Below are 260 nucleotides of genomic sequence, written 5' to 3' on the forward strand. Positions count from 1 at the left end.
GCCGGTGCTCGAGCGCGTGGGCAACCGGTTGCGCTTCACGGCGGTGGGCGACGTGCTGCTGCGGCATGCACGCGAGGTGTTTCATCAAATCGAGCGGGCGCGCTACGAGGTCGATGCGCTCACGAGCGGACTCTCGGGGCGCATTGCCGTGGGTGCGGTGCCAACCGTGCTGCCAGTGTTCGCGCCCGAACTCGTGCTCGAACTGAAAAAGCGCGCGCCCCACGTCAACGTGTCGTTTTTTGAAGCGACGAGCGACCGGC

At 66.5% G+C, this 260-nt stretch carries 1 pseudogene; it reads left to right on the forward strand.

The features are described 5' to 3' along the window. Window positions 1-260 (forward strand): annotated as a pseudogene (locus tag U5A65_RS40875) (LysR family transcriptional regulator); the annotation flags it as partial.

Origin of the sequence: Paraburkholderia sp. J10-1 (assembly GCF_905220165.1) — a bacterium.
Lineage (GTDB): Bacteria > Pseudomonadota > Gammaproteobacteria > Burkholderiales > Burkholderiaceae > Paraburkholderia.